9 protein-coding genes are annotated in these 7,319 nt (G+C 63.2%); 6 read left to right on the top strand and 3 right to left on the bottom strand.

The window, feature by feature from the left end:
• The 4 genes from KAZ48_09200 to KAZ48_09185 form a co-directional block, all read left to right on the top strand.
• A partial coding sequence (locus KAZ48_09200; protein MBP7972966.1) for a hypothetical protein occupies window positions 1–420 on the top strand: 420 nt, incomplete at its 5' end.
• A 59-nt stretch (window positions 421–479) separates the two neighbouring features.
• Window positions 480–932 (top strand): DUF4442 domain-containing protein, encoded by a 453-nt coding sequence (locus KAZ48_09195; GenBank protein MBP7972965.1) that lies wholly within the window; start codon window positions 480–482, stop codon window positions 930–932.
• Window positions 933–1,061: 129 nt separating this feature from the next.
• Window positions 1,062–2,327: a D-alanyl-D-alanine carboxypeptidase gene (locus KAZ48_09190; GenBank protein ID MBP7972964.1), complete on the top strand. Its 1,266-nt coding sequence runs from the start codon at window positions 1,062–1,064 to the stop codon at window positions 2,325–2,327.
• Window positions 2,328–2,553: 226 nt separating this feature from the next.
• Window positions 2,554–3,588 carry a hypothetical protein gene (locus KAZ48_09185; GenBank protein MBP7972963.1) on the top strand — a complete coding sequence of 345 codons (1,035 nt, stop codon included), beginning with the start codon at window positions 2,554–2,556 and terminating at the stop codon, window positions 3,586–3,588.
• A 9-nt stretch (window positions 3,589–3,597) separates the two neighbouring features.
• Here KAZ48_09185 and KAZ48_09180 read toward each other — a convergent pair whose 3' ends face one another.
• Genes KAZ48_09180 through KAZ48_09170 form a run of 3 tightly spaced genes read right to left on the bottom strand, consistent with a single transcriptional unit; the run spans window position 3,598 to window position 5,038 of the window.
• Complete coding sequence (locus KAZ48_09180) at window positions 3,598–4,443, bottom strand: uracil-DNA glycosylase (GenBank protein ID MBP7972962.1); 846 nt, start codon at window positions 4,441–4,443, stop codon at window positions 3,598–3,600.
• The gene (locus KAZ48_09175) at window positions 4,443–4,649 is read right to left on the bottom strand and encodes a hypothetical protein (GenBank protein ID MBP7972961.1); all 207 of its coding nucleotides are present in this window, start codon (window positions 4,647–4,649) and stop codon (window positions 4,443–4,445) included. Before KAZ48_09175 ends, KAZ48_09180 begins: the two co-directional genes overlap by 1 nt.
• 56 nt (window positions 4,650–4,705) lie before the next feature.
• Window positions 4,706–5,038: a TraR/DksA C4-type zinc finger protein gene (locus KAZ48_09170; GenBank protein ID MBP7972960.1), complete on the bottom strand. Its 333-nt coding sequence runs from the start codon at window positions 5,036–5,038 to the stop codon at window positions 4,706–4,708.
• Window positions 5,039–5,186: 148 nt separating this feature from the next.
• Here KAZ48_09170 and KAZ48_09165 point away from each other — a divergent pair, with 148 nt between their 5' ends.
• Complete coding sequence (locus KAZ48_09165; protein MBP7972959.1) at window positions 5,187–6,338, top strand: helix-turn-helix domain-containing protein; 1,152 nt, start codon at window positions 5,187–5,189, stop codon at window positions 6,336–6,338.
• Window positions 6,339–6,561: 223 nt separating this feature from the next.
• A partial coding sequence (locus tag KAZ48_09160) for a hypothetical protein (GenBank protein ID MBP7972958.1) occupies window positions 6,562–7,319 on the top strand: 758 nt, incomplete at its 3' end.

Below are 7,319 nucleotides of genomic sequence, written 5' to 3'. Positions count from 1 at the left end.
GTCGTGATTCTGTCGCTGCTGTTGACCACTGTGGCCAGCCCCATCATCGACCGGTTGAACCTCAGCACGACGACCGACGAGCTATCACTTGCGCACGCGCGCGCCTCGGTCGCCAAGGCCGCATTGAAGAGGTTGGACGAGATCGTCGCGGAGGCCGATCAAAGCGGTGATCCGATTCCCGAGTCGATGGTTAACCGTCTCCGGTCGATGGCGGTACGGCGGGTCGAGTTGCACACCGCCGAGCCTGACCGTGCCGCGGAGGTCAAGACGCACGTCCGCACGATCCGCGGCATCCAGCGCGAGATGTTGCGGGCCGAGCGTTCCGCCTTAGTGCGACTGGAGCGAACCACGAAGACTCCAGGCCCGGTCATCCGGGATCTGACCAACGACATCGACGTTCGGCGGCGTGCTATCGGCTAGCCGAAGACCAGGCCCACAATTCGCTGCAGGTGAGTGGGCCATAGGGTTCAGCCATGGGCATGAATCTTGAAGATGTGAAGACCGGATTCCCACAGGCGGTCCCCATGGTAGGGACGTTGTCCCTCGGGTTTGAGGATCTGTCGCCGGAGCGAGCGGTGATGAGACTGCCCGAGCAGCCCGCCTATTTCAACCATGTGGGTGGCCCGCACGCAGGGGCCATGTTCACCTTGGCCGAGTCAGCCAGTGGTGCTTTGGTACTGGCGAATTTCGGCGATCGCCTTGCCGATGCAACGCCGCTGGCCGTCGAAGCGTCCATTCGCTACAAGAAACTGGCGATGGGTGATGTCACGGCCACCGCAGTCATGATGCGAACAGCCGAAGAGGTACTTGCCGAGCTAGATGGCGGAGGTCGACCGGAGTTCGTCATCGAGATCACGATCGCCACCGACGACGGCACGGTCACCGGCGAGATGACTATCGTGTGGACGCTCAAGCCGACCCGTAAGCCATAGCGCCACTGCACCTAGCCTCAGGTTCAACCCACCCAGAACCAGGGGCGTCGCGGTCGTCCGCACCACCGGGTAAGACTCACCGGCGATTGGTCTGCGGGAATCTGCCGCAATCGACCTACGATTGGCGCGATGTCATCCTCACTCCTGTTTCGCGGCCTAGCGCGCCGCGCCGCAACCGGTCTTGTCGCTGTGTCGTTGTCGGTTGGTGGGGTCGTGATGGCAACGCCAATCTTCGCCTCACCGCCTCCGAGCCCGACCTCCGAACCGTCGGTTGCGGCAGGTAACGGGCAACCTGATCCCTTGCCAACGGTGCGGGCGTGGACGTGGATTGTTGCCGACGCAGATACCGGCAAGGTTCTGGCCGGGCGCGACTGGCATTGGAAACTACCTCCGGCCAGCACGCTGAAAACGCTGACCGCCTATACCCTTGAGCCTCGACTACAGCTCGATTCGCAATATCGGGTCAGCCAAGAAGATGACCTGGCCGAGGGCGCGCAGGTTGGCGTCGCCGCCGGCTCCAGTTACCGCGTCGAAGATCTCATGCACGGAATGCTCATGCCCAGTGGTAACGACGCAGCTCACTCGCTGGCAAGCGCCTACGGGGGAATGGACCGTACGGTCAACGCGATGAATTCCGAGGCTGCCCGACTCGGAGCCACTGACACCAGGGCGGTCAATTCCAGTGGCCTGGACGAACCTGGCCAGGTTTCGACTGCGTATGACCTCGCGGTCATCATGCGCGCGTCGTTGCAGAACCCGACTCTGCGGCAGATGTACTCCCTGCATGACACGCAGTTCCCGAATCCTGAGCCCACCAAGGCAGGGGATCCACGTGGCGAGCACAAGATCTGGACGGAGAACCGCCTCGTTCTCAACTACTACCCGGGGGCTTTGGCGGGCAAGACCGGTTTTACATCGCAGGCCGGCCGAACCTTCATCTCAGCTGTCGAACGCGACGGTCACACTCTGATCGTTGGGCTAATGCGCTGCGCCGAAAGTACGGAGCGAACCGCACAGCGCCTCTACGACTGGGGCTTCGCCAACATCGACAAGAGCGGGGGAGTCGATCAACTCCCGGAGGTTCAACCAGTGCCCGACGGCATCACGGCGCAACCAGCGGTGACTTACGACGACAACGGCCAGAGCAATCTCGCAGATGTTGCCGTGGCCGATTCCACCCCCGCCAGTAGTGGCGCTGGCGGTGTCTCCGGGTTCACCATGTTCCTACTCCTGCTGGCTGGCCTGGTCGCGGCAGTAGTCGCGCTCCGAATTCGAGCGGTGAGGCGCATGGCGGCCCGTCGGCAACAGCTCCGCGCGCTGCACACCCAACGTCGAGGTGTCGAGGAGGAGTCGGTCGATCTGCGGACGTCCGACACCGATTCCAGTCACGTCTAGCGGGACCACTAGCCAACCTGCCCGCGGTCTGCTCCGACGGGGCCGGCGTTGGAAGTCCGCGACTACCTGCTGCGGTGGCTCAAGACAACGATCGACCTGATTCGTCGTCAAGCACGTTTGGCAAATCTGTTGGATACTGCTCGGGCGGGTGACTGCGCGACACGATCGAAGCGCGGCCCCGTCGCCTACGAGCGACGACCGGCGGACGACGAGCGATGGAGGCAACGTGGGGAGCACGCGCAATCATCGCCGCGCGGGCTTGGCCACCACGATAATTGCCATCGGCCTGGTGGCTGGACCACTAGGTTCGGCCCAAGCCGTCGGACAGCCGGCCGTGGACCCGCCGCCAACCACCGGCAGTAGCACAACCTCGAATCAACCAGAACCCGAGATCGGCACGCCCGGAGAATTCGCCGTCGCGCTACTCAATCGCGGAAACTGGCCGGTAACCGGCGACAACGTCTGTGCCGCGATCGCCTGGGAAAGGGCCGAGGGCGGGCACTTTGTTGCTGGATCATCGCGGTTCAATCCGCTGAACACGACGCAGTCGATGCCGGGGGACTCAATCTTCAATTCCGTCGGGGTTCGCAACTACCCGAACTGGAATACCGGGTTGGCAGCGACAGTGGGCACGCTCGCGCTGCCCTACTACGACGATATTCGCCTCGCACTCGCAAGCGGAAACGACCCTGTCGGCGTCATCGATGCAGTGGGGAAGTCGGTGTGGGGGACCAAATTCGCCGATCCGGTGGCTGCGATCGACGGTAGTTGTCTTGCGTGGGCGCAAGGTTTTGATCGAGACCGCAACGACGCCAAGATCAGGGTTGAAGAATCCACCCAGGCAGTGGCGAGTGCACAGGACCGGGTGAGCCGAGCGCAGGCCGATCAGATTCGTACCGATACGGCCTTCGCGAGGCGTGCCGCCGAGGTCAAAGGCGCACAAGCGCAACTGGGGGAGCTGGCCCGATCGATGTATATCGCAGGCATCGAGCCGGAAATTGCCTCCAACGTCGAAGCAATCGAATCGGGCGACCCGATTGGCTACGCGATGGTCACGTCGTATTCGGGCTACGCCGGCAACCGCAAGAACAAGGCGGTCAACCGCGCGGTTGATCTCTTGGACCAGATGGCAGCGGCCCGCAAGCGCGCAGCAGACGAACTGCAAGCGGCGAAGGTCGAAGTGGATGAGCAGAAGCAGAAGCTCGTCAAGGCACAGCAGCGGCTGGCGACGATCGAAGCGCAAGCCTCGTCGCAGGCCTGACAGCGCTCACTATTCCGCCGCTCTACCGAGAGTCGCTGCCCGCCCCAAGACGTCGTCGAGCATTTGGCGCGTGAGCCGGTGGGTCGATGTGTTGCGCTGGCTTGGGTGGTACGAACCCACCACCGTGATAGGTCCACACGTCGCCTCAACTCCGTGGCCGAAGCGTGGGCGCCGACCAGGTAACTCGGCGATTCCGACGGCTGCCAACGAGCTGAAGGCGGCTTGCCATGCGAAAGCGCCTAGCGCGACCAGCACCCGCAAAGAGGGACTGAGCAGCTGAAGTTCGGTATGCAGCCACGGCGCGCAACGATCGCGTTCTTGCGTCGTTGGCTTGTTCTGTGGCGGCGCGCAGCGCACCGCCGCGAGAATGCGCGTTCGATGCAGCTGCAAGCCGTCGTCGGCTGCCACCGATTCAGATTGGTTGGCCAGTCCAACGCGATGGAGGGCGGCAAATAGCCAGTCACCGGATGGGTCTCCGGTGAACACCCGTCCGGTGCGGTTCCCGCCGTGGGCGGCTGGTGCCAGACCCACGATTGCGATGGACGCATCGGCCGGTCCAAATCCGGTCACTGGTCGGCCCCAGTATTGCTGGTCCTCAAAGGAGGCTCGCCTGGTCACAGCGACGTCCTCACGCCAACGAACCAGCCTGGGACAGGCCCGGCACACGCTGATGCGGGCATCTAGCTCGGCAAGGTTCGACGACTGCTTGGCAAGGCGCTGGACGTCGCGGGAGTTGTGCGCCACGGCAGTGGCGGCATCGGCGACATCGCCAGGCCAGCCAGTGCCCGGGGGGACGCTCGCGGCTCGAGCTCCCGATGAGCCCTCAGGGCTTTCCAACGCCCAGGAGTCGGACATCAGTTGCCGCCTCGACCATCAATGAATGCCAAGAGTCGCGGACCGTCGGAGGTGAAGCGGTCTGCCTCCTCACCGCCGTCGCAGCGCAGCAGCGACACGGCCACAGACTGGCGGTCTCTGGCGAGAATCCGCCATGTGCCGCCTGCGTCTTCCCAGCGCTGTAGCCACGCCAACGCCTCGTCCCCGACGTACTCGCGATCGGTCACAGCTGCCATTTTCGCAGCGATGTCTACCGTCCCACTCAAGCGCGGTCGAAAGACGGTCAGTTGGCAACTCCCATGTCTGCTGCTCCCTGACAGGCGACGCAATAGCGGGCATGGGGCAGGTACTCGAGCCGTTCCGCAGCGACGGGCCGTGAGCATCGTTCGCACTGCCCGTATTGGCCCGCCTCCAGGCGCCCCAAAGCGGCCTCAAGTTCCTCAATTCGTTGGCGACGGGCATCCGCCGTTTGGGCGTGGACTTCAAGATCTACACCCTCTGGGGCATCTGCCAGCACCACAGCCACGGAGTGCTGCGCGCGTCGCTCAACGACTAGGTCAGATTCGAGACGCTCCCGAATCCCCTCCGGGGTCAACAAGCTCGAAGTTGGGAACATGGATGAAAGTTGCGTTGTCATTTGGATCTCCCGTCTTTGGCGAGACGGGGCGGCCGCAGCGACTTGCCCCGTCTCTGCAAGACAGTTACATTTACTTTCAGAACCCACAATAATACATAAGCATGGCTAATAGATTGGGTGGCAACTCGTGCTGATTGTTAGCAGTGGAGTGCCTGGACTCGACGATCTCCTCGGTGGCGGAATCCTCGTGGGGGACAACGTCGTCTGGGTCGCCGAACCGACCACATTCGACATCGTTTCACGGCCACTGCTTGCAGGAGCGGGACCTGGCGAGTCGGCCACCTACGTGACACTGACTCAGGCGCCAGAACAGGCCGCTCGAAAACTGCCCAAAGGCGTCGAGATCCTCGATGCTCGCGGGGGGCAGACACTTGCGGATCCCGGTTCATTCGTCCGTGCGGTCGTCGAGAGGGGTTCGCGTCCACATGCACGGATCGTCGTCGATGGCCTCGACGCCGTTGCCGAACGGTTTGGCCCCGAGGGCGCCATCGAGTTGTTCACTCGAACGTGTCCGGTGTTGTTCGGTCTCGGTGCAATCGCATACTGGCGAATCAGCCGCAACTCCGCGCCGAACGTCATCGAAGCCATCCGAAGGCTGACGCAATCCGTTCTCGAAATCCGCAGCGGAGTGCTACGCGTGATCAAGGCAGAACGTAGGCCCAATGTCGAAGGAAAGATCGTCAGCGCGGACACGAACGATGGCCAACTGCGCCTTGGCCCAGAGAAGGTAATCGGACGTCTCGCCGCTGGGCTGCGGAAAATCCGAACCGACCGGGATTTGACCCAAGCCGACCTCGGCAGGCTGGCTGCGGTAAGTCCCAGCGCGATCTCTCAAGCTGAGGCGGGCATGAGGGGGCTGGGCCTCGATACTCTCCTGCGCCTCTCACAGAATCTGCAAATCAGCATCGACGAGATCCTTTCCAACCGAACCGCCGGTGACTACATCCTCGCCCGTTACGACACCCTGCCAACACGCGCTGGTGTCACGCCGATGTTCGATCACCCAAACCACGGCCTCCGGGGTTACCTCGTCGAGCTCGGGCCCGGCGAATCGGGTGCGCCGCGCAGTCCGCACAAAGATGCTGAAGCGATCCTGGTGGCTTCGGGCCTGGTGAAAGTCGACCTTGGCAACGAGACGCCGGTGCTGCGAGCAGGTGACGCGGTACTGGTTACCAGGGTGCCTGTACTTGGCTGGGCAAACCTGCTGAACAAGCCATCCCGATTCTTCTGGTTGCTCCGGGAACCAGGCCACGTGGGTGAGCCGACGAGTGCGGACTGACCACTGCGCCCGATCTGCGCCGCGCGCAAGGGCACCAGGGTTGGGGAGGTGCAACTGACATAATGCACATTATCGGCTAGCTACGATAGCCAGTGAGAGGTCGAGTAGACCTCGGAGTGACCTGGTACGTCTTGCCACCGGATCACCACAAAGCGTGCGGTTACTCACCGTCCGTTTTGGGCTATCCGCTGCATGTCGGCATGCTTGTGCCTACTGTGAAGTGATGCCCCCCGTCACACCTTCGCGGAGTTCTGCGCGCCGACTTCGACTCGGTGCTGTCATCGCGACGGTGACCGCCTGCGCATTGCTGGTGCCCGATGCGGTCGCCCACGCGACCGCTCCGGCGCTGCCAACGGCACCCGCAGTGGCTCGGTCAGCCAATGGTGATCCAGGCGACGATGCCGCCGAACTCGCGCCAGGTCGGCTGCCTACCTGGGCTGAACTCAACCCCGTCGTCCCGCGCAGCGGCTTCGGACGTCGCGCCCGCGGACAGTGCCAACAGGGCAACTGGGGGCCTGAGAGCGACGATTACGAGATGGCTCGGTCGATCATGCGGGGCACCGGACAGATCCGCCCATTCGGAATCATGCGCCTGAGCAAGAACCCGTCGTGGCGCCGGCAGGCAAGCTTGGACACCAGCGGCAACGGCTTGATGGGGTCATTGCATTGGACGATGCCGTTGCTGCGTGTCGGCATGAAGACCGGCAATCGAGCGATGGTGCGGCGGTTCTACTACCTGGTGGAGGACTGGATCCGCAACAATCCCCCGCATCGGCCGCGCCAATCTGACTTCTACGGACAGATCGAAAGCGGCTTCCGCATGTTGACGCTCTCGTGCGCTCTTGCCGGGCCAGCACCGCACCGGCGTTTCCTGGTCAAGGCAATGCGGGAGCAGGGTCGGGTTGCCGCGAAGCGTTGGCGCTCGGTCAATAACGCCTCCTTCCACCAGGCAGCGGGGATCTTTGCGGTTGGCTGTTCGTT

This window comes from Candidatus Nanopelagicales bacterium (assembly GCA_018003655.1).
In the GTDB taxonomy this organism is placed as follows: Bacteria; Actinomycetota; Actinomycetes; order S36-B12; family UBA10799; genus JAGNDY01.
This window is presented reverse-complemented; position numbering and strand designations above follow the sequence as displayed.

Bases quoted from the DNA above. Each gene is read 5' to 3' on its own strand.
- KAZ48_09195 (MBP7972965.1), top strand. From the start codon at position 480: ATGAATCTTGAAGATGTGAAGACCGGATTCCCACAGGCGGTCCCCATG.
- KAZ48_09190 (MBP7972964.1), top strand. From the start codon at position 1,062: ATGTCATCCTCACTCCTGTTTCGCGGCCTAGCGCGCCGCGCCGCAACC.
- KAZ48_09180 (MBP7972962.1), bottom strand. From the start codon at position 4,443: ATGTCCGACTCCTGGGCGTTGGAAAGCCCTGAGGGCTCATCGGGAGCT.
- KAZ48_09170 (MBP7972960.1), bottom strand. From the start codon at position 5,038: ATGTTCCCAACTTCGAGCTTGTTGACCCCGGAGGGGATTCGGGAGCGT.